Source organism: Carnobacterium maltaromaticum DSM 20342, assembly GCF_000744945.1.
In the GTDB taxonomy this organism is placed as follows: domain Bacteria; phylum Bacillota; class Bacilli; order Lactobacillales; family Carnobacteriaceae; genus Carnobacterium; species Carnobacterium maltaromaticum.
This window is the reverse complement of record NZ_JQMX01000001.1, coordinates 3,144,324-3,169,213: the sequence shown is the minus strand read 5'-3', so window position 1 is coordinate 3,169,213 and position 24,890 is coordinate 3,144,324. Positions and strand designations below refer to the sequence as shown.

General features: G+C 33.5%; 18 protein-coding genes. 5 read left to right on the top strand and 13 right to left on the bottom strand.

The genetic code is table 11. From position 1 onward, the window contains the following. Nucleotides 1–2 precede the first annotated feature (2 nt). The 3 genes from BR77_RS14750 to BR77_RS14740 form a co-directional block, all read right to left on the bottom strand. Nucleotides 3–4,106 (bottom strand): pectate lyase-like adhesive domain-containing protein, encoded by a 4,104-nt coding sequence (locus BR77_RS14750; RefSeq protein ID WP_015077259.1) that lies wholly within the window; start codon nucleotides 4,104–4,106, stop codon nucleotides 3–5. Between the two features lie 393 nt (nucleotides 4,107–4,499). Further along, the gene (locus BR77_RS14745; protein WP_035065460.1) at nucleotides 4,500–8,432 is read right to left on the bottom strand and encodes a pectate lyase-like adhesive domain-containing protein; all 3,933 of its coding nucleotides are present in this window, start codon (nucleotides 8,430–8,432) and stop codon (nucleotides 4,500–4,502) included. Between the two features lie 431 nt (nucleotides 8,433–8,863). After that, nucleotides 8,864–9,190, bottom strand: coding sequence for a PTS sugar transporter subunit IIA (locus tag BR77_RS14740; protein WP_015077261.1), 327 nt, complete (start codon nucleotides 9,188–9,190; stop codon nucleotides 8,864–8,866). Between the two features lie 407 nt (nucleotides 9,191–9,597). Here BR77_RS14740 and BR77_RS14735 point away from each other — a divergent pair, with 407 nt between their 5' ends. Then, nucleotides 9,598–9,969, top strand: coding sequence for a helix-turn-helix domain-containing protein (locus BR77_RS14735; protein ID WP_015077262.1), 372 nt, complete (start codon nucleotides 9,598–9,600; stop codon nucleotides 9,967–9,969). Between the two features lie 234 nt (nucleotides 9,970–10,203). Here BR77_RS14735 and BR77_RS14730 read toward each other — a convergent pair whose 3' ends face one another. The 3 genes from BR77_RS14730 to nox form a co-directional block, all read right to left on the bottom strand. Next, on the bottom strand, nucleotides 10,204–13,143 hold the full coding sequence (locus BR77_RS14730) for a DEAD/DEAH box helicase (protein ID WP_035065457.1): 2,940 nt from the start codon (nucleotides 13,141–13,143) through the stop codon (nucleotides 10,204–10,206). An 11-nt stretch (nucleotides 13,144–13,154) separates the two neighbouring features. Further along, the gene (locus BR77_RS14725) at nucleotides 13,155–13,547 is read right to left on the bottom strand and encodes a (deoxy)nucleoside triphosphate pyrophosphohydrolase (protein ID WP_015077265.1); all 393 of its coding nucleotides are present in this window, start codon (nucleotides 13,545–13,547) and stop codon (nucleotides 13,155–13,157) included. 273 nt (nucleotides 13,548–13,820) lie between these two features. Next, nucleotides 13,821–15,152, bottom strand: coding sequence for a H2O-forming NADH oxidase (gene nox, locus BR77_RS14720; protein ID WP_015077266.1), 1,332 nt, complete (start codon nucleotides 15,150–15,152; stop codon nucleotides 13,821–13,823). A 328-nt stretch (nucleotides 15,153–15,480) separates the two neighbouring features. Between nox and BR77_RS14715 the strand changes: the two genes are divergently transcribed. Then, on the top strand, nucleotides 15,481–15,861 hold the full coding sequence (locus BR77_RS14715) for a DUF1761 domain-containing protein (RefSeq protein WP_015077268.1): 381 nt from the start codon (nucleotides 15,481–15,483) through the stop codon (nucleotides 15,859–15,861). Between the two features lie 20 nt (nucleotides 15,862–15,881). On the opposite strand, the gene BR77_RS14710 is transcribed toward BR77_RS14715, so the two are convergent. Continuing rightward, the gene (locus BR77_RS14710) at nucleotides 15,882–16,775 is read right to left on the bottom strand and encodes an Rgg/GadR/MutR family transcriptional regulator (RefSeq protein ID WP_015077269.1); all 894 of its coding nucleotides are present in this window, start codon (nucleotides 16,773–16,775) and stop codon (nucleotides 15,882–15,884) included. 245 nt (nucleotides 16,776–17,020) lie between these two features. Here BR77_RS14710 and BR77_RS14705 point away from each other — a divergent pair, with 245 nt between their 5' ends. After that, on the top strand, nucleotides 17,021–17,725 hold the full coding sequence (locus BR77_RS14705) for a CPBP family intramembrane glutamic endopeptidase (protein ID WP_051926739.1): 705 nt from the start codon (nucleotides 17,021–17,023) through the stop codon (nucleotides 17,723–17,725). 69 nt (nucleotides 17,726–17,794) lie between these two features. Here the strand turns inward: BR77_RS14705 and BR77_RS14700 are convergent, their stop codons facing one another. From BR77_RS14700 to BR77_RS14690, 3 genes are all read right to left on the bottom strand, one after another. Next, a complete protein-coding gene (locus BR77_RS14700; RefSeq protein WP_035066253.1) occupies nucleotides 17,795–18,721 on the bottom strand; it encodes an osmoprotectant ABC transporter substrate-binding protein in 927 nt (308 codons plus the stop codon). A 199-nt stretch (nucleotides 18,722–18,920) separates the two neighbouring features. Further along, nucleotides 18,921–19,385: a GNAT family N-acetyltransferase gene (locus tag BR77_RS14695; RefSeq protein WP_015077272.1), complete on the bottom strand. Its 465-nt coding sequence runs from the start codon at nucleotides 19,383–19,385 to the stop codon at nucleotides 18,921–18,923. A gap of 252 nt (nucleotides 19,386–19,637) precedes the next feature. Beyond that, the gene (locus BR77_RS14690; RefSeq protein WP_015077273.1) at nucleotides 19,638–20,519 is read right to left on the bottom strand and encodes a helix-turn-helix transcriptional regulator; all 882 of its coding nucleotides are present in this window, start codon (nucleotides 20,517–20,519) and stop codon (nucleotides 19,638–19,640) included. A 348-nt stretch (nucleotides 20,520–20,867) separates the two neighbouring features. Here BR77_RS14690 and BR77_RS14685 point away from each other — a divergent pair, with 348 nt between their 5' ends. Next, nucleotides 20,868–21,269, top strand: coding sequence for a hypothetical protein (locus tag BR77_RS14685; RefSeq protein WP_015077274.1), 402 nt, complete (start codon nucleotides 20,868–20,870; stop codon nucleotides 21,267–21,269). 111 nt (nucleotides 21,270–21,380) lie between these two features. Here BR77_RS14685 and BR77_RS14680 read toward each other — a convergent pair whose 3' ends face one another. Further along, the gene (locus BR77_RS14680) at nucleotides 21,381–22,217 is read right to left on the bottom strand and encodes a YwqG family protein (protein ID WP_015077275.1); all 837 of its coding nucleotides are present in this window, start codon (nucleotides 22,215–22,217) and stop codon (nucleotides 21,381–21,383) included. Between the two features lie 87 nt (nucleotides 22,218–22,304). Beyond that, the gene (locus BR77_RS14675; protein WP_015077276.1) at nucleotides 22,305–22,787 is read right to left on the bottom strand and encodes a hypothetical protein; all 483 of its coding nucleotides are present in this window, start codon (nucleotides 22,785–22,787) and stop codon (nucleotides 22,305–22,307) included. Nucleotides 22,788–23,222: 435 nt separating this feature from the next. On the opposite strand from BR77_RS14675, the gene BR77_RS14670 reads away from it, so the two are divergent. Continuing rightward, on the top strand, nucleotides 23,223–23,840 hold the full coding sequence (locus BR77_RS14670) for an MBL fold metallo-hydrolase (protein ID WP_015077277.1): 618 nt from the start codon (nucleotides 23,223–23,225) through the stop codon (nucleotides 23,838–23,840). A 72-nt stretch (nucleotides 23,841–23,912) separates the two neighbouring features. On the opposite strand, the gene BR77_RS14665 is transcribed toward BR77_RS14670, so the two are convergent. Further along, nucleotides 23,913–24,806, bottom strand: coding sequence for a helix-turn-helix domain-containing protein (locus BR77_RS14665; RefSeq protein ID WP_015077278.1), 894 nt, complete (start codon nucleotides 24,804–24,806; stop codon nucleotides 23,913–23,915). Nucleotides 24,807–24,890 lie beyond the last annotated feature (84 nt).

The following is a 24,890-nucleotide window of genomic DNA, read 5'->3' as shown; positions in this document are numbered from 1 at the left end:
TCCTACTCGTTTTCTGGTGTGTCTTGTAAAGCCCATTCGATTTGTCCTTGATAATTTTCTGGATAAACTTTACCAACTTGAGTTCGTAAACTTAGCCCTTCTTGTGTATTCCAACTATCTGAAATTGTTAAGGGGTCTTCGTTTGTACTTGTGTGCTGATAAACTAGAATTGAATCTGTTCCTAAAACATTATCCGTTCCTTTATAAGTGTAATAAACCGCATTTGGTAATGTTTTTCCAGATGGACTTTCTAATACAGCAGACATTCTAGCTGTAACTGTCCAACTTGATTTCACTGCCCGTGAGTCTTGAACGGTTAGTCCACCACTCATATCCGCAACTGGATAAATTTCATTTTTTGCTGATACCTTCAAATTTTCTCCAAAAGAAATATCAGTTGGAGCTGAGACTAGTTCTAATACTCCAAAGACGTTTCCGCCTGGATTAGGAATTTCATTTGAAACTGCTTGATACGTTTGTTTTTCAGCTGTTGGATTTTCTGGTCCTAGTTCAAATGGTTCTACTTCTCTTGGTGAATTTCCAATCGCTGTAGCTTTATTTAAAATAGTTCGGTCAATCCCAGCAGAGTTTACTCGTGCATCAAAAGTAAGTCGAGCATCTTCTTGTGTCGTTAAATTTCCAACTTTCACTTTCAATCGTCGTGTTGCTTCATCAAATTGAATGTCACTTGCTGGAATCGACGTGCCATTTAAAGTAAATGAATTTAAATCTGGATCTAATCCTTCATCAAGCTGATCTTCAATCGTAACAGCTGCCCAATTTGTTGAAATTGCTGCAGCTTTATTATTTGCGACATCAATTGTATACGTTAAGATGGAACCAACTTGTGTAACGTTTTTATCATTGTCAACAACGACCGATTTAACGGCAGTATTGGTATCTGGTAAAATATCTGCCACCGTCACACTAGGTGCTGCCAAGAAAATAGTGTCGTGGAAAGGTAAATCAGTCGTTGGATTGATATTTCCCACTTCATTATTGGTACTAGGCGGATTATCTACACCCGCTGCGCTCGCTGAACCTGCATGATCACGTAACTTAACTTGAACAACATCTCCTTTTTCAAGGTAATGAGGCAAGTTGAAAGTAAAGGTTCCATCAGCTGCTACGATTGCTGTTGCGTTTAATGCTACACCGTTGACAGAGATTTCAACTTCACTACCAGGTTCATCTGAGGTTCCCATAATTTGTTTTGTGGCATTATCTACCACTCGACTATTGGTAATCACAGCTGGAGTTGGTGGTGTAATCTTAAAGGTTGTTCGATTTGGTGCAATCAAATCTTCTGGTAAACTGACATGAACTCGATTCGAGTTAGGATCTGCGCTACCACGCCAAGCTTTGACGACTTCTAGCTTATCGCCAGTCTCTAGGAAAACATTATTCGGTACTGGAATTTTGAACATTCCGGCACGAGATTCTTCTCCATAGACACTTAAACCTGGACTATTGTTGTTTTTACCAACTGTACTTCCGGTTAATTCTTGCGAACTTCCATCTGCTTTTGTTAATTTAACGACAACATAAGCTTCATCTGTCCAAGCGTCACGACCATCTTCTCCACCAACTGGAATCGTTACATGGCCAAAGATTGATTTATCCGCATTCGTTGGAACACGAAGTTCATCAACAACGGCACGCGCATTATTCCCACTCATACGAGCATAGGCAGATGCACCTGTTGTACCGTACGAATCAGCACCAGTATTAAACTCTGCTGGTACGTTAGTTGAATCAATACGAACGAAATTGGCTCCACTTAGTTGATAATCAAATAGTGACCAGTTTTTAACAGGATCTCCATCTAAATTATCTCCACGAGCCCAAACACTTAAATCAGATTGAATCGATTTAAAGGTTGATCCATTATTTACATTAAAGACGTATCCACCAGCTGGTCGATCATTTCTAAAATCAAAGAATAATGGACGATCTACGGTAATTGTCGTTACAGCAGTATTAAAAATACCACCAGTTTGACTACTAGTATTGCCGCGCATTTTAAAAATAGTGCCTTCACCAGAAGTAATTTCTGAGCTACCTGTTGAGCGTAAAGCCGGACCAAAATCAGCACGTACATCTACGCTACTGCCAGCATCTTCTAAATTAAAGACCGCACGATTTCCGTTAGTATAAAGTAAACCTTGGTTTCCGTTATCTCCACCACCATCATTTCGCGTACCATCTCCATAGTTGCGGACATTAACGTGTCCACCAGTATTTACATTGATGACGTTGTCGTCTCCATACATCCGTACAGCTGGAGTTCTTCCGCTAAATTTTGTGATGTTAACTTCAGCTTCTCCTGTTACATTGAAGGTTTGAATGCCACGAATTCTAAAACGTAAGGTTGCTCCTAATGAATAACCATTATCACCATCTTGAGTTAGATTCAATTTAGCTTTATTTTTAACATTAAATTGCGAACCTTGGGATTGAATTTGTAAAGCTGAACCGTTTTTAGCATGACCACTAAATTCTGCACCGTCTGAAATATTAAAAATACTTCCATCGCCTTGCACACGCATCGCTGCACCATAATTGGCTCTTTGGGTACTATTTGTCGATACCTTAAAACTGGTTCCGGCTCCACTAATATTAATCGTAGCTGGAACTCCGACTCCATCACCGAAATCTTGGGCTAAAACAACAGTTGAAGACGTATTTCCGATGGCTTCAAATTTAGCTCCACCAGTCATAGTGAAATTATTTTGGATTGTTGTACGATAGCCATAAACATTGGCTGTCGTTAAAACTTCAGAATTGGGTTCCATTGTAAAGTCTGAAATACTACCCGCAATCGCACTTGAGCTTGAAATTGACTGTGCTGCATTTCCAGCAGTATCACCTGATGTTCCAACGTTGTCAATTTTTACTTTCGCATTTTCCTTAACTAAAACTGTTCCATTTGTAATTCCAATGGCACTTGATGAGTTTGTTGCTCTTGAGCGACTTGTAAAAATTGAATTTTCTTCAAAAACAATATTTCGAACGTTAAAATGTGATGCTGATGCGTTTAAGCTTAAATTATTGGTTCCTTGTAGATTAACCGTTGCATTAACTGCTCCAACAAGCCCCGATGCATTGGCATCAGTTGTCGTTGTGTTAGAAACATTAATAACCCAATTGGTACCTAAACCTGTTGCCCCAGTAACCGCATTAAAAATCGGTGTTGTTGGCGTCTGGGTTTTAACAAGCTGAACATTATCTAAAGTTAATTGCGTCCCTACCGGAGCAATTCCTAATAGAATTCCGTTGCTTGTTGTTCCACCACTTCCAAAATTAATTGTGAAATTATTTCCGTGAATGGTTAAGCTTCGGGTTAATGTTCCTGGATTATTCGCCGCAGTAGTTGCTGTCCGAGTAATATCACTGGTTAAGTTAATCTCACTAACACTAGTATCTGCGATAGCTGCGATAAACTCTGCCCAAGTTCCGACATCAGTGCCTGCTGCTCTTGCACTCATTTTTGGAAGAACTGGTTCAACTACATCTGCTTCAGAAGCTGCTGCAATTGGTTTTTCTAGTTCAGCACTCGTTTCTACAACTGGTTTTTCGGACGTTTCTGCTACGTCAAAGCTCAATTGATTAGAAGATAATGGATCTTCTTGATAAACTGTTTTAGCTTCTAATAAAAACTCTCCAGCTTTTTCCACCTGTAGCGCGATCGGAATTGTTAATTGTTCCGTTTCATCGGTTACTTCAGGTTCTATAGCTGAATCACTTTCTGCTAATTTTGCTTCAATTAGAGTCGGCTGAATGGTAATTATGCTACTAGCTGAGTCATAGCTGATTTGATAATCTGGACTCTCAATCTGTTCTGGATTGAATGTAAGGCCAGCAGGCAATGGTAACTCAATTGCTTTAGTCACATTTGGACTAACAAAAACATTCAAGTTAAATTCACTGCCGACTTCTAAATTTTCTGAATCAGTAGCTAATTCAATTAAGCTGTTTTTACTGTTGCTTTCTAAGGCTTTCAATTTTTGATTTGTTGAAATCCCTGATAGTTGCAAAGCAAACACAAACATCCCAATACAAATTAGTGCAAAACTAGTTAACCAAATCCCTTTCTTTTTCTTCACATTTTCATCTCCTTTCTCTCGTACTGTACCTAAATATTATCACGCGAAATTTTTCGATTTATTTTTTTTTTTTTTATTCTGAAGCACAAAAAAAAAATAGAAACCCCTTTATTCCTTATAACACAAAGAATTGGCGCCTATTTTTTTATTTTAAAAATTACTTAATTATCACAATCATTGGATTAAATCCTCTTCTGTATCCTCAGTTTTTACTGCGAATAAAAAAGGTTTTCCTAAATGGTATGGAATTGCATACCTAGGAAAACCTTTTATTTAGATGATAATCTGACTATTTTCTTCTTTAATGAAGCAATTAGTTCATTTGCAAATAAATCGTAGTCATTCTCAGCACCAGTTAACACTTTCCACATCAACTAAGACTGCCTTGGCTCCTTACTTAGTTTCTGGAGTATCTTGTAAAGTCCATTCAATGGTTCCTCGATAACGTCCTGGATAGACTCTTCCAGCTGGGATTTGTAAATTCAATCCTTCTTGCACATTCCAACTATCTGAAATTGATAAAGGGTCCTCATTTGTACTTGTATGCTGATAAACTACTATTGAATCTGTTCCTAAAATTTGATCTATGCCATTGTAAGTATAGTGCATTGCATTAGGTAATTTTTTGCCTTCCGCACTTTCTAATATGCTTGTCATTCTAGCTGTAATACTCCAACTGGCCTTAACCGCTCGTGAATCTTGAACTGTTAACCCACCGCTCATTTCCGTAACTGGATAGCGTTGCTTCGTTGGAGCGATTTTCAAATCCTCTCCAAAAGAAATAGTCGTCGGTGTTGAAACTAATTCTAGAACGCCAAAAACCGGGCCACCTGGATTGGCAATTTTATTTGAGATAGTTTGAATTTTCTGTTTGGCTGCTGTTGGATTTTCTGGACCAACTTTAAAAGGCTCGACTTCTCTTGGTGAATTTCCTATGATAGTTGCTTTATTGAAAATAGTACGATTAATCCCCGTTTTATTTACTCGAGTATTAAATGTTAATTTTACTTTCTTGTTTGAGCCTAAATCTCCGACTTTAACCTTCAATAGTCTGGTTTCTTCATTAAATTCAACCTTAGTTTCTGGAATGAGGATACCATTTAAAGCAAATGAGTTTAAATCTGGATCTAAGGCTTTATCAAGCTGATCTTCAATTGTAACAGCTTTCCAATTTGTTGCAATGGCTGCAGGTTTATTATTTTCTACATCAATAGTATAAGTTAAGATTGAACCAATTTGTGTGGCATTTTTACTATTGTCAACCACCACTGATTTTACTGCCTTGTTTGTATCTGGTAAAACATCCTTTACTATTACGCTTGGAGCGCCCATAAAAACCTGATCATGGAAAGTTAAATTTGTTGTTGGATTACCATTACCAACAGCGTTATTTGTACTAGGTGGGTGATCCACACCAACGGTACTAGCTAATCCCGCATGGTCACGTAGCTTCACTTGAACCAGATCGTCTTTTTCAAGGTAATGAGGCAAGTTAAAAACAAAAGTTCCATTTGGTTGAACCGTTGTAGTTGTTGCTAAGTCGACACCATTTACGCTAATTTCCACTTCACTACCAGGTTCATTGGCTTTTCCGCTAATTTGTTTCGTCGCGTTGTCTACTACTCTACTATTAGTAATAACCGCTGGATTAGGTGGTGTAATATCAAAAGTTGTTCGATTTGGTGCGACTAAATCCTCTGGTAAACTATGATGAACTCTATTTGAGTTTGAATCAGCTCCACCACGCCAAGCCCTGACTACTTCAATTTTATCACCTGTCTCTAAAAAGACATCATTCGGGACTGGAATTTTGAACATTCCACCCCGACTAGCTTCGCCATAAACACTTAATCCTAGATTATTATTATTTTTCCCAATCGTCCGACCTGTTAGCTCTTGTGATTTGCCGTTGACTTTCGTTAACTTCACCACAACAAAAGCTTCATCGGTAAAAGCATCCCGACCATTTTCACCATCTAGCGGAATTGTCACATGACCAAAAATGGATTTATCCGCATTTGTTGGAGCACGAAGCTCATCTACAACCGCACGCACCTTACCTCCAGTCATTCGACTATAAGCTGATGCACCTGTTGAACCAAAAGAATTGGCACCTGTATTAAATTCATTCGGTACGTTGGTTGAATCAATTTTAGTAAAATTAGCTCCACTTAATTTGTAATCAAATAATGACCAGTTTTTAGCTGGACTTGCATTTAAATTAGTCTCATGTGGCCAAACACTTAAGTCCGATTGAATTGAGGTGAACGTTGATCCAGCCGTTGCATTAAAAATAGTTCCTTTTGCACCGTCATATTGATCATTTCTAAAGTCAAAAAACAATGGACGATCAACAGTAATTTCAGATGTAGCGGTATTAAAAAGAGCACCAGCTTTACTCTTTGTCCTACCGCGCATTTTAAAAATAGTCCCTTCTCCAGCTATAATTTTAGAACTCCCAGTTGAAACTAGTGCTGGACCATAGTTAGCTCGTATCTCAGCACTGCTACCAGCATCTTTTAAATTAAAGACCGCTCCATTTCCACCAGTAAAAAGCAATCCTTGATTTCCAGAACTACCAAGTCCATCATTTGGTCCATCACTCCCAGTATTATGTAGAATAAATTTTCCACCAGTATTTATATTGATATGATTATCCTTTCCATCCATCCTGACTACTGGAGCACTTCCTTTTAATTTAGAGTAACTTATTCTTTTAGTAACATTTACTTCTGCATCATCTGTGACATTAAAAACACTTCCATCACCTTGTATACGTATCACTGCCCCATCCTCCGAAGAGCCTATTCTATGTGATGATAGTATAAAACTCGTTCTGGCTCCACTAATATTAATCGTAGCTGGAACTCCGGCTCCCTTGCCAACATTTTCAGCTGAGACAAATATTGAATTAGCAGTTCCGATTGCTTCAAATTTAGCTCCACCAGTCATAGTGAACGTATTTTTAATTGTTGTGCGATAGCTATAAATATTAGCTTCCGTTAAAACTTCTGAATCAGGTTCCATTGTAAAATTTGAAATACTACCAGCAATAGCACTTGAGCTTGACTGAACTGGCTTCCCAGCCTTCTCTTTAGACTTTCCATCGTTGATAATCGAGACTTTAGCATTTTTTTTGACTAAAATTGTGCCATTTGTAATTGCAATGGCACTTAAAGTAGTAGGCTGGATTCCATTAGCCAATCTTGAACGACTTTTGAAAATTGAATTTTCTTCAAAAATAAGCTTTTGAACATTTAATTGGGATGTTGCTGCCCTTAAATGCAAGTTATTTGTTTCTCTTAAAATAACAGTTGCATTAACTGCTCCAATAAGCCCCGATTCATTTTCCTCATCTGTCAGTACATTTGAGATATTAATGACCCAATTAGTACCTGAACCTGATGCTCCAGTAACTGCATTAAAAATTGGAATATGCGCACTTACAGTTTTATTAATCTTAACATTATCTACAGTTAATTGCGTCTCTACAGGAACAATGCCTAACTGAATTCCTTTAGATTCCAAGTCAAGCCTAAAATTATTCCCGTTAATTGTTAGGCTACGAGTTAAAATATTCAACTTAGTCAAGTTCCAGGATTGCTGATAAATATTAGCAGTTAAGTTGATTTCATTAACACTAGGATCATTAATTGCTGCACCAAATTCATCCCATGTCCCAACGTTTGCAACAGCTGACTTTGGACTTCTTAAAAGTGTCGGTGCATTCTCATCAACTGTTGGTGCGTCTATAATTGGTTCTTCTAATTCCTCATCGGTTTCCAACTCTAACTTTTCTTGGGTCTCTGTTACAGAAAAAGTTACTTGGTTAGAGGATAAAGAATTTTCTTGGTAAATGGTTTTCGCTTCTAATGTATATTCCCCGGTATTTTCAACCTTAAATGCTAAGGGAATCACTAATGGTTTCCTTTCAGCTTTATTTTGCACAAGAGCTTCTGTAGCAGAATTATTTTCTGATTCTACCTCTTCAATAGGACTAAGTTCAATCGTCATTAACCGACTAGTAGAGTCATAAGTCACTTGGTAATCTTCGCTTTCCATTTGTTCCGTCATAAAAGTAAGATCTTCAGGTATGGGCAATACAATGTCTTTAGTTACATCTGGACTAACCAAAACAGTCAAATTAAACTCATTATCTTTTAGCAACTCTTCTGAATCCATCACTAACTCAATTAAGGGATTTTTATCCTCGTTGGTTTCAAGCGCTTTAAGCCTTTGATTCGCTGAAAATTGTACTGCTAGAACGAACAATCCTATACAAATAAGTACAAAACTACTAAACCCAATTTTTTTCTTTTTGCTCACGTTATCCTCTCCTTCTTTGGTACTTTCACAAAGCTATCTAGCCGGAAAGATTCAATTTCACATTCCTCTTAATAAGTATATTTTTGGTTTTATTTCTATGTTACTAGCATAAAAGGGCATATGAATGAATAGCCTGATTCTTTATAACAATTACGTTCATTTTCTTCCTGATCGCCTAATTTTCACGAAATAATTCCCTTTACCCTTAATAAGAGTAACATACGTTTTAAAAATATGTCAATATTCCATAAAATCAAATTAAATATAATAATATTGATCAAAACTAGAGAAATTCATTTGATTAACAACCGATTGCTACGAACCTTACTATTTATTTACAACTAACGAATTCAACTCTTCTCTTTAAAAGCCAACAAAAAAAGCTTCAAAAGATTAATAACCTCTTGAATTCTCAAATTTAATCCCATATCCTATGTATCCTCTTTATTAACTAGAACAGCTATGTGGGTTGCCATAGTCCATTCACTAGTTGCCGTCATTAGAATATCTTGGGCATGGGCAAATAAATGTAGATGAGGTACTTTTTGACCGTTAGTTTCCATTTGAATGACATCCATCTGAGTCCCTCTAGCAATTCTCAAACTTTCCTGGGCTTGATCCAACTTTTTTTCGGCCTGCATACTTTCACCATTTTCTAGATGTTTTAATGCTTCTGTGGTTAATAGTTTGCCATCACCTGCGTGTAAAATGATCTTTAATGCTTGTTCTGTTAAATTTAAGGTTCGCTCATCTCTCATCTTATTTTCCACCTTTCAACACTGACTTTTAGTGACTCCTTTCCAAACTAAATTACCTCCATCATAAACAAATTCAAGCGCTACCAATTAGCCCTAGCAAAGCCAATAGCGCTTGAACTATCTAGTAAAAACAAAGCAAGCTTTAGTAATCCGCCGATACTAATCCTTCACTTGTCTATGTTTCCAGCCAAAACTGTCCTTTAACCCGATATCATCAGTTTAAATGATTTAACTAAACAATTAATCGTTTTAAATGATACTAAAGATAATATATCATATTTCCCTATTTTATACAATAAACAATCGCAGTTAATGCTATTATTTATTTGAATAGTATTAGATAGACTTAAGGTAGCCCTATTCTGAGGTTACCCTGTAATAGGATAAATTGAAGGAGTGACCAAACCATGACTCTTGGAGAAAAAATTAAGATGTTACGCCAAAAGAAAGGCTTAACTCAAGCACAGTTGGCAGATTTATTATTTTTAAAGCAGAATGCAATTAGTGCTTATGAAAAAGATGTCAATCAACCGTCCTTAGAGATGATTAAGAAAATGGCTACAATCTTTAACGTTTCTGCAGATTACTTACTTGGTATTGATGAAGCCAATAAAAACTCTTCGTTGGAAAAGACTTTCCAACATATTTTAGAGGAAGTTATCTATGAAGAAAGTTACGCGTATATTAAAGATGGCGATGTGACAGACGAAACCGCTGAAATCTTGAAATTGATGATAAAAAAAGATTTTAAATTACTGGACGATATTTATAAAAATTAGACCCTTTGGGGAAATAAGTGCCTCGCTGATTTTGCGAGGTACTTTTTTGGTTTGGGATTAGGCTGACTAAAATAAAAATAGAAATTAACTAAGAATAAACTAACTATAATTTTGTTATTGAACAAACTACTGTCATTTAATATGGAAATGATTTAGGTATCATAGAAGACATTTTGAGGACGTAAAAAAGAAAGCCTCTCAAACTAAATACTTTGAAAGGCTTTCTCTTAATTCTTATTCTGTCTTTAAATAACTATATATTTTGGCATCTAACGTATTTTCCATAACCATATCCATATGGACTACGCTTAATAATTCGCCTTCTTTTCCCTTCATTTGACCTTCTTCAACCGAGTCATTATTAACTTTAGCTTCACCTAAATAATAGAAGTCAGTTCCTTCATCATTATCTTTTTTCACAAAAATATGAATTTTAACTCTATTTTTTTCTGCATTAATAATTTTTTTAACATCTTTTGACTCTAATGTTCTTCTACTTTTAGTAAACCACCTTAATACATCCGGATTTAAAAATTCATCCCCATAATTAATGCTTGATTCAACCTCATCTGATTTATGATAGGTAATAAAAATAGGGCAAGTATCATGTTTAACGAGATAGCCATACATTGTTGACTGTTCATCTTTCTCCCAATTTAATAATCTACATACATCTTTTCGAGTATATTTTTTATACAATGTCAGAGGACTATTAGCTACATAATCTTCATTTTTCTTAAAACCTACCGATAATATATCTTTGAAAAGATTTCTAAAATAGTTATTATTTTCAAGTGATTTTTCCACTTGATCTGTAAATACTAATGTATTTCCATCAGTTAACCTAATTAGCGGTTGGCTGCCATACTTAGATTTTGTTCCATCTTTAAAAAATGAAAGATTCAAAATATTAACTGCTGACTGAATTGTTGCTTCATCAGAGATATACTCTTTATTATCTAGTAATTCTTTATATTCGAGCATAGAAATTTTCTTATTTTGCTCCAACTTATTTAATAATATGAGTTCATGCACTCTTTTTCCATTTAATATTTCTATTGAAAGCATTGTTAAAACTTGATTCTCATATTCTGTAAGAGTTGACGGATTTTCTTTTAATTTACTTAGAAATAAATGATAATTAGTATGACTGCTATTTATTAATACTAATGGATCAACGGAAAAATTCTTTATATAATCAATTAAATATGGAACTCTACCAATTCTATTTTTTAAAGCTTCATAAGAATCCTTCAATTTTTTTAAATTAGTTAAATTACTATCACTAATAGAATCAAATATGCGTTTTTTAGCAACTGTTTCAAAGTTGATTGTTGAAATTCCTTTAATGTAGTTCATATCAAGCATATCACGTCTAATATTATCTTTATTAAATGAATTATCACCAGATAAAGCAATTGGAATTAAGTAGTTAGTTTTATAATTTCCAATAAAATCTATAATTGTTACAAATTCTTTACTTTCATCTTTACGTAATCCCCGACCAAGCTGTTGAATAAATATAATACTAGATTTAGTTTGTCGCAACATTATAACTTGATTAACGCTTGGTATGTCAATGCCTTCGTTAAAAATATCTACAGTAATAATATAGTCTAATTGACCACTCTCTAATTCTGTAATTTTTTCTTCCCTATGTTCTGGCAAGTCAGCCCCAATTAATGATGTTGTCCTAAAACCACGCTCATTCAACAAACTAGAAAGCTCTACAGCTTCACTTGTCCTACTACAAAAAATTAGTCCGCGAACTTTATCTCCGGAGAAACCATAATAAGCTATTTTTTCAATAATGTGATTTACATGTTCTTCCGGTGCAATTTTAGACAATACACTAGTATCATCATCCTTTTTCCCTTCGTAAACATAATCTGTTACTCCAAAATAATGAAAAGGGCACAGCATATCCTCTTCTAATGCTTCTTGTAATCTAATCTCATAAGCAATATTATAGTTAAACAGATCATAAATATTAAAATTATCTGTTCTTTCTGGCGTTGCGGTCATACCCAATAAAAAATTTGGTGTAAAATAGTCTAAAACTTTCAAATAAGAGTTAGCACCAGCTTTATGCACTTCATCAATCAATATATAATCAAATGTTTCCGCAGAAAATTCTTTTAATGTAGAATCTTTTGAAATAGTATGAATTGTTGCAAATAAATACTTTGCACTGGTATTTTTAGAGTTCCCAGACAATATCCCGAAATCTTCTTCCGATCCACCAATAATTTTCTGAAAGTCTGACTTGGCTTTTCTTAAAATTTGCTCTCTATGAACTATAAAAAGCATGCGCTTTGGCTTAAAATCACGAACATCAAAAGCCGACAAATAAGTTTTTCCAGTACCAGTTGCTGAAATAACTAAGGCTTTATTTTCACCATTATTCCGAACCTCTTCTATTGATTTTAAAGCTTTTTTTTGCATTTTATTTGGTTTTATAAAGTATTCTTTATCTGAAATCGAATATTCACTACACTCTTCTTCTTCCAATTCAGCTAATTCTTTATAAGTTATTTTCTTTGGTTGATAATTTAATTGGTCAACTTTTTTAGTATTTACAATTGGTGTATACATTAATTCATACTTGCTTATCCACTCTTCTGTTAGCTCAATAGACTCTTCCCATAATGTACTTATTTGTTGATTCAAACTTTTTACAATCTCTCCATTTTCATGAGAAGTTAACTTTATATTCCATTCGTAATTTACTTTTAGTGCATTCATGGTCAAATTTGAACTTCCTATGATAACTGAAGAGTACTCTCCATTATCAAAAAGATAGCCTTTTGCGTGGAATCCTGGAGAATCTGTCAGCCGTACTTCGACATTATCAAGTTTCATCAGTTCTTTAAATACTCTAGGATTATTGAAACTTAAATAATAAGAGGTTAAAATGCGTCCTGATATACCTTTACTTTTAAGATTTAATAAATGGGCCTTTAAAGATGCTAATCCACTTTCTGTAATAAAAGCCACAGAAAATATAAATGTGTTACAGTTTTCTAATTCATCTAACAATGTTGCTAAAACCGTTTCATTTTTTTCTCTATTATTTATAAGTAATTCAGGTTTGTATGTTTCTAACATAGTAGCACTACTATCTATAAAACCTTTGTGGAGTGATTCTTTTAACTGTCCAATAAAATTATCCATTATTTTTCTCCTTAAAAGTCCTTCATAATTTTATTTACTGCTGGAATATCAGCAGGTGCCCATTCTAACTTTTCTAACTCATTAGGCTTTAGCCACTCGATAGCAATATGTTCAGTTAAAGTTGGTCGTCCTTTTAACAACTTACAATAAAATGTAGTTAAGTGGACAACTCCAAAATCATACTCATAAACAGTTTCTTCTATCAAGTCACCAATTTCAACTGTACAAAGCATTTCCTCTTCAATTTCTCGCCTTAATGCCCCTTGTGGAGTTTCACCTTCTTCAATTTTCCCGCCTGGAAACTCCCACATATTACCAAGTGATTTAGTCATTCCTCTTTGAGCACAAAGTATTTTTCCATTTTCTAGTATAACTGCACCAACTACATAAATATCTTTCTTCATAAATCCTCCAAGTACTGTATTTTCTTCTTCCTATTATACCCTAAATTGGTGTTTAATAATAAGGAAAAATAAATAGCTTAATTCAACCGTTGTTAAATTAAGCCAATAAGATTCAGATTCTATTCATAAAAAGTAATCCTCTTATAAAGGTGGATTACATGCTATTTCTTATTCATAATTCTTAAACGTAGTCTATTAAATTCTTTTCCTATATATTTTTATATTCAGTTCAATGGCAGTTATTTTTTGATTTTATTTCTTTATCAATTTCAGTTATTTCGCTCCCAAAGCTGCCATCGTAATATAGTTATACGGTTGGTTGAAGTGCGGTAAAAAGAATATATCGGTGAGTTTCAATTTATCAATCGTCACTTTTTCTTCAATTGCTAAGGAAAAGAAATGAATCCCCATGGAAATATCGTGATACGAAGCCAATTGAGCTCCTAAAATACGTCTTGTGTTTTTGTCATAAACAATCCGGACTTTAACGGAATGGTTTTCCTCCATAAAAATAGGTTTCTGTAAGTCTTCAAATTCCGTATATAAAACGTCAAACCGCGCTTTTTTTGCTTCGCTTAAATTTAAACCAGTCGCAACCATATTATAACCAAAAATCGAAATCCCAGTTGTTCCTTGAGTACCTGTTGATTCCAAATCAATACCTGAAATAGTTGAACCGGCGATCATTCCACTTCGAACCGCATTTGTTGCTCGTGGAATGTAAGTATCTTTTTCTAGTGCATTGCTATAAATGGTCGCGCAATCCCCAATTGCATACACGCCTGGTAGATTGGTTTCCTGTTTCAAATTGACTTTAAATGCACCCTGTTCAGATAGTCGAATTTTATTCTTTCCTAATCCAGTATTTGGTTGAAATCCTATCGCAATTAAAACTAAATCGGCTTGATAAACAGCTTTATTCGTGACAACTTGTTCAACAAACTCTTCCCCTTGAAATGCTAAAACCTCTTCCGAATAGTGTAAATGAATGTCATTATCCATTAAGCAAGCATCCATGTCTTCACTAAACCAGGGATCAAAATAATTGCTCATACAAGTCGCTTTTTTCTCAATTAAATCAACGCTTTTCCCTCTGCGCTTAACAGCTTCTGCCATCTCAATTCCAATTGCTCCAGCCCCAATAACCACAATATTTTGAATGGCTTCGTCTTCTAAAAGTTGATCTACAACTTGGCAATCTTGAAATATTTTTACAGTGTGAATATTTTTCAAGTCTCTACCTTCAAGATTTAATTCAATCGGGTTCGCCCCAGTTGCTAAAATTAATTCATCGTATTCAGTTTTAATTTCAACCTTTTCTTGATTTTCAGCGTAAACGACTTTCTCTATAAAATCTATTTTATTTATTTCAGTATTTATGTGAATTTTTGAACTTTTAGTTTCATACGCATCCTTTGAGGTATAGAATAGATTATTAATGGATTCTACTTGTTTTCCAACAAATAATGACGTTCCACAACCTAAATAACTTAAATTTGAGTTTTTATCAAAAACGACTAACTCCGCTTCTATGCCCGAATTCACAATAACATTGATTGCTGCCAGGCCAGCGTGGTTAGACCCTATGATAACTATTTTTTTCATTTATTATTTCCCTCCTAATTTTACCTTTCTTTTATTATATACTAATTACCTCAAAAACTAAATCTAATTTATTCAAATAATTACCAAATAAAATGACCAAACAAGACTTTTAATCATTGAAAAAACAGCATTAACAAGAATAATCAACATAATACAAATATATATCATTTAATTATATAGACAATTAAATAAAATGAAATAATAGTTGTACATTTTATTTTCTTTTCAAATTTAGCTGTTTAAGTGAGCTTTTTTCATAAAAATAACATATACTATCAGCACGGGTCGCTAATTTTTTTACTCAAAAAAAATAAAGGAGAAAAATGTAATGAATTTACTACTAACACTTGGTGCCAGTATTCTTGCCTTTTTTATTGGAGCACTTTGGTACACTGTCTTTTTTGGAAAAAGCTGGATAATTGAATCTGGTATGACCGAGGAAAAAATTAAGGAGCAAGGCGGAGCTGGAATTTCAATGGTTTCTACTTTAGTTATGGAAATTCTAGTTGCTTTCTTAGTAACCTATTTAATTAGACAAACAAATCTGCCAATTATGACCAGTGGACTTTTAATTACGGGTATTGCTATTTTATCTTCTTTAAAGAATTATGTTTTTGAAAAGAAATCGATTAAACTTATTTTGATTAATGAAAGTTATAAGGCTGTTTGCATCTTAATCATGTCTGCTAGCGTCTTCTTTTTTAATTAAAAATAGAATAAAAGCACTCACTAACATTCGTGAGCTGCTTTTATTTTTTCACTAAAATCCGTTGCGATTACTTCAAATAATTTGGCTTGATGATTTTGATCCAGCGCTAAGAGAATTCCAATAGCTTCTTGAGTCATAGCTTGGCCTTTTTCCTTATTTAATTGTCCGATAAAAATTAATCCTTGATAAAATTTAGCTACTATCTTAAAGAAAATTTCAGTAAGTTGTGTACTAAGGGAATGAAGTTCGTTTACTAAATGTTCAGCTAATAAAAGTTCATTGTCTTGGATTAGTTCATAAATGACGTTTGTTAAGAATCCGCATAAAATCTGTTTTCCACGATCATAGTTCCGGTATTTCTCAAATGATGGAGTTAACGCTTTAAAATAGGCGGCTTTTTGTTGATAGTCAATAAAATCTAGGGTATTAGCAAAGAGCTGAATTTCATGCAGTGTCCATGATTCTAAATTTGATAAATACTGCTGAATTATCAACTGATCTTCAGCTAAAATCGCACTTTTTTTATAATGTCTCTCTTGGTTGAATTCATTTAATTGCCTAATACGAGAGCGAATTTCTGCGGATCGTATCTCACTTAACGAATCTTTTCGATGTTCGTATTCTTTAAGTAAAGAGTATAGACCAGTTAGATTATTGGAGTTGCCATACTCTGCATATCGTGCACTAAACCATTCCTTTTCGGACAAAGAGTACCCTCGATAAATAAATAAAAATTCATCTAATGGGACGATTAATTGGTCTAAAATCTGTTCAATCCGTTTTAAAGAAATTTCATGCTTCCCTTTTTCAAATTCAATTGCATATGATTTAGATAAAATTCCAGTATAAAGTGCTTTCTGACTAATCCCTTTATCTAAACGAATCTTACGAATTGTTTCCCCATATGATGACATCCCTTCACTTCCTATCTATGATGATAAACTGTTTTCTGAAACCAATCTAGCTTTAATATTGGTCTTAAATATCAGACTTTCTGAACTATTTTTATCTTTTTATACTATACTAACAAATGAAAAAAGACAATAATTTAGTTATTTAATTCGTATTTCTACCTTATTTCTTTATTTTATTGTATACTTTTTTTAAATAGATTTTTTTATTGGAAGGATGTTAATTATGACAACGAAAAAAAAACTTTTTGGAACGAGGAAACGATGATTTCCCCTTTTACCAAGATGCTTCATCTCCGCTAAATTTTAAAGGTATGTTGATTATTATTCTGTCATCATTAATTGGTTTCATGCTTTTTACAACAACTAACATCCCTTTTATTGCACCATTTTTAAATGTTATTTTTCCGCTAGGTGCATTCATTTTTGTTACTAAAAATCAATGGACGAAAATTTTCCGAAAACTAGTTCCAAATGATGGTTTAGTTATCATTGGAACACTAGTTGCAAATATCGTCATTACTTTTATGATTGGCCTACTTGTGACAACTATAACGGGAACTGGTGATGCTAATCCAGCATCTACACAATTTGATGGGAATTTCTCTCATGCTGTACCTTTTTTCTTGAAAACAATCCCGATGCTCTTCGGTGAAGAATTACTGACAATCCTGCCATTTTTAATTATCTTAAAGTTAGGTGTTCAACAATTTAATCTTAGTCGAAAATCTAGTCTACTTTTAGCTTGGTTATTAACCTCTCTAATATTTGCATCTTTACATTTTCCAACTTATAATTGGAACATTCTTCAAACTGTATTGACTATTGGAACAGCTCGCTTAATTTTAACTTTCTCTTATATCAAAACAAAAAATATTTGGGTTTCGTTTATTGTTCATCTTTTAAATGATTGGGTTCTATTTGGGTTAGCTTTTCTAGCCAGCACTCGTTAATGATTATCGTTTAATTCTAAAAAAGCAAGCCCCACAATTAACTAATAGTTGTGGGGCTTGCTTTTTTTATTACTCTTCAAAATAATTTTGCTCTTCTAAATATTTTTTTGCTACAATGCTTGGTTCTAACAAATTGTTATCGACTTGATAATTTAATTTCTGCATCGTTTCAGTAGTAATTTTGCCATCTAATCGTTCTAATACGGGTGTTAATTTTGGATATTTTTCTAGTATTTCTTTGGTTGCAACTAAGCTCGCATCATAGGGTGGGAAAAATTGACGATCATCTTCTAAGATTTGCAAATTGTAACTTCCAATCCGACCATCTGTTGAATAACCTAGAACTACATCCATTTTCCCAGCAGCTAAGGCATCATATACAAGTCCAATCTGCATTGGATAAACTCGTTTGAAATCAAATCCATAGGCTTTAACAAAGTCTGGATACCCATCGCCTTCTCTTTTGGCCCAAGTTGTATCGACACCAGCTTCAAGTTTATTGGCAACAGCAGCTAGATCACTAATGGTTTTCAACTTGTATTTTTCAGCAGTTTCCTTGGTCACCATGAAAGCAAACGTATTTGCAAAACCGTAAGAGGGAAAATACACATGGTTGTAGCGTTTTGCGAACTCTTTTTTGACGATATCATAAGCTTTTTTAGGATCTTTTTCAGCAGGGAGTTGCAATAATGTTGTCAGATCTGTACCACTATATCGAGCAGCAGCTATATCGGCATCGCCTCCTAATAAAGCTTGGTGATTAATGTTTGCGGAAGCAAGGTTATTAATAATCTCAACAGGTTGATTTAAATCATGTTCGATCATTCCACCAACTAGACTGGCTAAAATTTGCGATTCTGAAGTTACTCCACCTGTGACGCGAATCACTCCCTCACTGCTTTTTCCATTGCCAAGCCCTGGTAATGTACAGGAACTTGTAAGTAACAAAACAAAAAATAGTGACAAAATTAATTTCAATTTTTTATTTACCTTCACTTGTTTATCTACTCCTTTCTTTACGACTTTTTCTATTTTTTCTAACAAAAAATAATCCTTTATCAACTTTTTTCAGCAAGATAAACGATTATAAAATTGCTATTTAATTGTTGCCTCAATCTATTTATTTCTACGACATGAGGATTGCCCTACTTAGTGTACATCATCTACCACGATTAATCTAGCAAACAGCTAAATACTAACGGCTAAACTCTTTTTTCATGCAGACACACACTTCATCATTGACAAATTCGCCATAATTAGGAATTAAACGGTACCCTTGTTTTTCATAAAATTTAATCGTACCTAGCATATCTGCGCCTGTCTCTAAAACAGCTTCATGATATCCTTCATCCGCAATTGATTCTTCCAATTTTTGTAATAAATTAGCCGCTATGCCTAAACCACGAGATTCTTCTTTGACATACATCCGTTTAATTTCACCAGTTAAAGAATCTTCTGTTAATAATTTCCAACAGCCGCATCCAACTGGTTTTCCGTCAACATATGCCACAATCGCTTGCTTCATTTTAGCTAAATTATGATGCTCTTGATAGTTTGCTGCAATGTCTCCCCATTGTTGATCAAAAAAAGCATTTAATTCAGTCACTAATTCTTCAAAATCAGGATTTGTTACTTCCACAATCTTTAATTCTATTTTCATAAAATCCCCCTCTTACACACAATGCCTTTCAGTTAACTAACTAAAACTGGCCCTGTTGCTCTCCATTTAGTCTAACACATTTTTGCTTTTTCAGTAAAATAAAATGTATTGTAGACAAAATTAACGCAACAAGAATTTAGTCTACAGAAACTATTCTTGTTGCGCTCTGGCGAATACAATGACTTTTTTGTTCACCTTATGGATATGAGCTTGCCTGAGTTAGATTAACCCTAACTATAGAAATTTTTTAAGTTAAAAGAATTGAGTTGCCTGAATCCCATAATTCTTTGCATCTTGTTCAATTGTTTCAAGTAAGAGAGCATTAGAATTAATTAAACTGAATGAATAAGCAAGTGTATAAAGTTTTCTGACTTCTTCTGAGACTTTATTTTCTAGTAGATACAAATTAACGCCTTTTTCATATAAAATGAATTCCAGTAAATAATAGTTTGAATAGGTTCTAGATAATTGAATTCCTTTTTCTAAAAACTCAATAGCTGTTGAGTAACGTTGATAATTTTTATAAAATTTAGCCGTATTAAAATATAAAGAAATCAGCTCCACTAAAATCGTATCTACTGGAACTTTAAGTTTGGAAATATCCAGTATCGATTTATCAAAGTAAATACGAGCTTTTTCATATTCTTTTTTGATTTCATAGACCCTTCCAATTCCATTTGTTAGTAATAAATCGATTACCGTTAACTCCTTCGACTGCAATGTCAAACCTAAATTAAAATAAAAAAGAGCCTCATCATCGTTGGCTAAACCAAAAAGATACGTAAGGCCTAAAAAGTAATAATATTTCTTTTTGTTACTATTACTTTTTAATTCGTGAATCTTTATTGATTTAGTTAAACGCTCATGGGCTTCAATAAATTTATATTGTTTACATAGCAGAGAAACTTCTAAAAAAATAGTGTGATTTATTTCAGAATCATCATCAGAAGTAATTTCTGCTTGCGAAATTTCTAATCGTTTACAAATATCAACAAAAATACTCATTGTTGGTACCTTATTATGATTTTCCATCTGACTAATTGTTGCTTGTGTACATATACCTTCAGCTAGTTCTTTTTGTGACAATCCTTTGGCTATCCTTGCATTTTTCAGCTTAGCACCTAAAATTATCATTTTGCAACCACTCCTTGATCTCTTATTCAACTAAATTTTTCAAATGTTAAACTCTGTTATCTGTTACGCTTAACTAATTTTCATTAAAAAAATAAAAACAATTTAATCATTGAGAAAATAATCGTCCTAATCGCCAGTAGTTAAAATTAATCTATCATCAGTACTAATATCACAAGGGTCAAGCTACTGAGTAAAATGTCTCAGTTCTATTATTATATACTCTTTAATAGTAAAAATACATCTATTTCGGGGTAATAGTTGTTTCCTATTCTCCATATTAGTGATATAATGGATTTGCATTACAAATAAAAAATATCATATTACGAAAATTGTATAGGAGTGAGTAATTTGCAACTATCCGCTAAAAAAATTGCAAATCTATTGTATGACAATTGTTCAACATTTTTGATTAATACCATTGACTCTGCCGGATTCCCTTACACTGAAATTATCGATAAGCCAATCTATCGAGATGAAACTATGAATTTCTATCTCTTCACAAAAGCAAACTCCCTAACCCTAGAGAATTTATCCACTAGCTCTAATTCAAATTTTAGTTTTTTTAGTACAAATCTTTATAAAAAAGTTGTCCTGAAAGGTCATTTAAAGACAATTCCTGATAATTTAATTTCTTTGGCATCTGGTGAAACGATCTGTATTCCTAACGAACATCAAGTCCTCTATTTTTCTGGAGTTGAAGGGATTCTATATTCTGACTATCAAACACATTTATTTTATAACTTAGATTAATTTCAACTAGCATAAAATAAAGCTTCATTATGCCAGTAATACATTGCTTTACTTTAACTTATTAAAACAAAAAAAGAACTTGAAAATTTTCAAGTTCTTTTTGTTTAGCGCTTAATAGCAATCCCAATTGTACCAAGTTTTTGAAAAATCTTGATTTACTAAATCAATAGGATGGATAAAGAAATTGCCAATCCCCGAGTCTCCCCAAATTACTTGAACATCATTCCCGTAATCTGTACTACTTAATTGAAATAAGAGCTGATCATCTTTAAATTCTGGCATTCTAATTCGGGGATCCGTTTGTGTAAAACTCGGATAACCTCCAATTGAGTTAGGAGAACTGATATCGATATCAAAAAGTTCCTCCATTTTCGATTCCGCTTCATCTGGGTCTGGGTAAGCTTTTTCAAAAAAGTTATAAAACTCTGATTTATAAGTCGCTTCAAACTCAACAGAGTCACCTGTTACATATTGGTTTTCCAGTGTGCCTATTAGTTGATATTCCTCATTGACAACTGGGTAACGTTCTATTTCCGAAAAACGTCTAAATAAATCTTCCAACTCACCTTTAGAATAAGCGAGTTCTTCATCACATTCAGGAAAATAAAGCACCTTATACCCCACTCGATTTAGCGGGTTTTCAAAATCACATCCAAGCAAGTCATCAAACTCATCTATATAAAAAGCGAGTAATCCTTTGGTTGGATAATCCTTTAATGGTGGCAATTCAGAAAAATTTAATTGAGCTAACAAACGTAGCGGCTGACCATCACTATTCACAGGATAGGTTTCATCCTTTGGAAAATAGCCAAACCCACCAACTTTTGAAATTAGTAATCCCAGCTCACCATTATTTTCTAAACTTAATGCGATAGCCTCTTTTCGACTATTTTCTAACGCTTGATGCTGAGAATTCGGAAAAATAGTTAACAATTCAGAATGAAACATCTAACTCCCTCCTTATATAAAAAGCTCGATTCACACCTACATATTAGGGCAAGTATAGCATACATAACTTATTTTTCCTCTTTTACACTACTTAAAAATTTCACTTCTCTTAAGTTTTTCAACTGCTTCTTGAGAATACATTTTTGCACATTTTACACATTTATAATAGTTTCCTTTTTGACCTAAATTATATTTACCATCATTATAAAGTCGGGTCAATTTACCATCACAATTTTTGCAAAATTGAATTTCTTCTAGTTTAAATAAATATCCTAGGTTTTCTTTGGACCACGTTCCACAACTATAGAATATGTCTCTTTCTTGCAACGTAAAAGTATCCCCAGTTAAAACAAAGTCTTGATTCATACTATGTAGTGCTCTTAGCTGTCTCAAAACCTGACTTAGCAACTCTTTAAATAGAGAGGCATAATGTTCACTAAAATTGACTGCCTTTCTTTTTACAACTAAAGGTTTTACCTGAATACCTTTAATTATTCCAATCAAGTTTGCTAGTTTTTGCTTAATTTTAAAATAGACCAACTCAGTTTTTTTATTTTCCATTCTATCCATCAGCTTCCCCCTTTTCCAACACTGATTTTTAGCTCCTTAACAAGAGAAAACATTCTCTCTTATAATTAATGTTATACTTTATTGGGTAAAAATACAAAATATTTCAGATATTTTTTTTATCAAAAACGAGAATAAAAAAATTTAATCTACAAAAACGAGTTATAAATTAGAACATTGTAAATTATTTGTCTATTTAATTTACAGCATATCCCTATTTTATCAGCATTTATCCTTCATTAAATTCATTTTTTTATTGACTTAAATAAGGGCTACTTTAGTTTAACTACTTGAGATATTTGTTCACATTTAGTTCGAATTTAAAAAAAGAGATCTCTTAAATGATTACTTTTATTTCACTTTCTTCTTTTCCATTCACAATTTATTGAAAATCGGGTATACTTTAGCTATCTTAAATAAAGAAGGTGCTACTATTTTATGCTAGAAATTAAACGTATTTTAACTGGAGCCATTCAAGAAAACTGTTACCTTATCTATAATGAAAAAGAGTGCTTAATTGTTGATCCTGGAGCAGATGCTGATAAAATTATTGCTGCCATCCAAGACTTAGATATCAAACCTATCGCTATTCTGTTGACTCATTGTCATTATGATCATATTGGTGCTTTAGAAGAAGTTCGAAATTATTTTACGATTCCAGTCTATGTTGACCCTCTTGAGCAATCTTGGTTGACCGATCCTGAGCTAAACTTATCAAGTGCACTAGGACAACCTCCTGTTAGTGCACAACCAGCTGAATTTGAATTTTCATACCGAAACTATACTTTGGGTGATTTCAATTTCAAGGTGGTGCCAACACCTGGTCATTCTGTTGGAAGCGTCAGCTTTATCTTTGATGATTTTGTCGTTTCTGGTGATGCTTTATTTAAAGGTAGCATTGGTCGGACAGATTTACCTAATGGGAATTTTGAACAACTCATTGCCAGTATCACTACACAGCTTTTCACATTACCTGATTCCTTAGCTGTGTATGCTGGTCACGGAGAGGTCACTACGATTGGAAATGAAAAAGCCACGAATCCTTTCTTTAATTAAACAAAATTACTTGAGAAAAAGAAGCTAAGACATTTATTGTCTTTAGCTTCTTTTGTATGTTACCCGTTTAATTTAAACCCAATAATTGTAGCCTTCGATTTTAAATTCTGCCATATCTTTTTTTATGGTACCGTATAACTCTGTATTCTTACTTATTTTAGCTAGTGCTGCTGCATAAAAATAATTTTCAGTTGCTTTTTCTTGTTGGCCTAACTTAGATAAATTCAAGCTTTTTTCATAAAATAGATGATCTAAATAAAATACAGCTTTTTCTTCTTCGAGTAAACGAATGCCTAAATCACTTAAATCAATCGCTTGCTGATAGTCTTCAATGCTTGAATAAAATTTGGCTATATTAAAATAAATTTTAACAATCTCAAAACGATTTTGACTAGATTTTACAGTAAATAAAACTTCATCTAGTAATACAAGCGTTTTCTCAAAATAAGTTTGAGCTTTTTCTTTATCTGATATCAGATCATAAGCGATTCCAATTCCATTTGTTGCCATGACATCAAAAAAATCTAAATTTCGACCTGAATCTGAAGATAAGGCTAAATTAAGGTTGTAATGAGCATCAGAAAAACGCTGGTACCCGAGTAAGCTTGTGATTCCTACGTAATAATAGTATTGCTTTAATTCATAGACGCTCTCTAATTTGCTGAAATCAATTTGCTCCTTAAGGATTTTATAGGCTTCTTTATAGTCTTCTGTTTCACAATATTTTTGAACTTGTTTAAAGATATCACTATAACTTGTACTATTTGCAGAGACAAATTCATAAATGTCACTAAAATCTATATTTAAGCGATCTCCGACTGCTAATAAAATTGAGAGCGAAGGCAAACTTGTTTCATTTTCTAAATTGCTAATAGTGGCTTGCGTACAAATATCTTCTGCTAGTTCAATTTGCGTAAGTCCTTTTTTAAGTCTTTGCTCTTTAACTCTTTTACCTAAATGCGACATATTATGTCTTCCCCTTATTTCTATTCACCTTAAAAACCGAAATAATTAAATAGATTCGTTTGAAATCCACTTCTAGCTACGCGT